The sequence below is a fragment of the Gluconobacter japonicus genome (genome assembly GCF_002723975.1).
GTDB lineage: Bacteria > Pseudomonadota > Alphaproteobacteria > Acetobacterales > Acetobacteraceae > Gluconobacter > Gluconobacter japonicus.
This window is the reverse complement of record NZ_BEWO01000074.1, coordinates 1-764: the sequence shown is the minus strand read 5'-3', so window position 1 is coordinate 764 and position 764 is coordinate 1. Positions and strand designations below refer to the sequence as shown.

Genomic DNA, 764 nt, shown 5'->3' with positions numbered 1-764 from the left:
AGGGTTCGAAAAACCCGCTGGTTTTGAAACCAGCTCTGTGATTCCATTCGTCCGGTTCTGACTGAGGGAATGGCGATATGAAGCAGACGGGATTTTTTGACGTTGAAGAGCGGCTTGCCCGCTTGAGCGGGCTTGGCGATCAGCTCGAAGCATTTTCCCGGACTGTGGATTTTGAAGTCTTCCGCCCTGACCTGGAGAAGGCTCTGGCGTATTCTGACGGCAGCAAAGGCGGACGACCGCCATTTGATCCGCTGCTGATGTTCAAGATCCTGGTGATCCAGACGCTCAACAATTTGTCTGATGAGCGGACGGAATATCTGATCAACGATCGCCTCTCCTTTATGCGTTTCCTTGGTCTGGGACTTTCAGATCGGGTGCCGGATGCCAAAACGGTCTGGCTGTTTCGCGAGCGTCTGACCCAGGCGGGTGCGATCGATGGGCTGTTCAACCGCTTTGACGCAACCCTGCGTAACGCTGGTTATCTGCCGATGTCAGGCCAGATCCTGGATGCCACGCTGGTAGCGGCTCCGAAGCAGCGGAACACCAATGCAGAGAAAGCCGATCTTCGGGAAGGACGTATTCCTGAAGACTGGCAGGACAAACCCGCAAAGCTGTCGCACAAGGATCGTCATGCGCGATGGACACTGAAGTTCACGAAGGCGAAGCGGCAGGATGATGGAACCATGCCATCCAGCGATCTCGCCATCCCGTTCTTTGGCTATAAATCGCATGTTTCCATCGATCGAAAATACCGGTTCATCCGG

Annotated in this window: 1 protein-coding gene; it reads left to right on the top strand. The window is 54.7% G+C overall.

Features of this window, described 5'->3' with window-relative positions:
- Positions 1-77 precede the first annotated feature (77 nt).
- On the top strand, positions 78-764 hold a 687-nt coding region (locus GJA01_RS15105), incomplete at its 3' end, for a transposase (protein ID WP_145993817.1).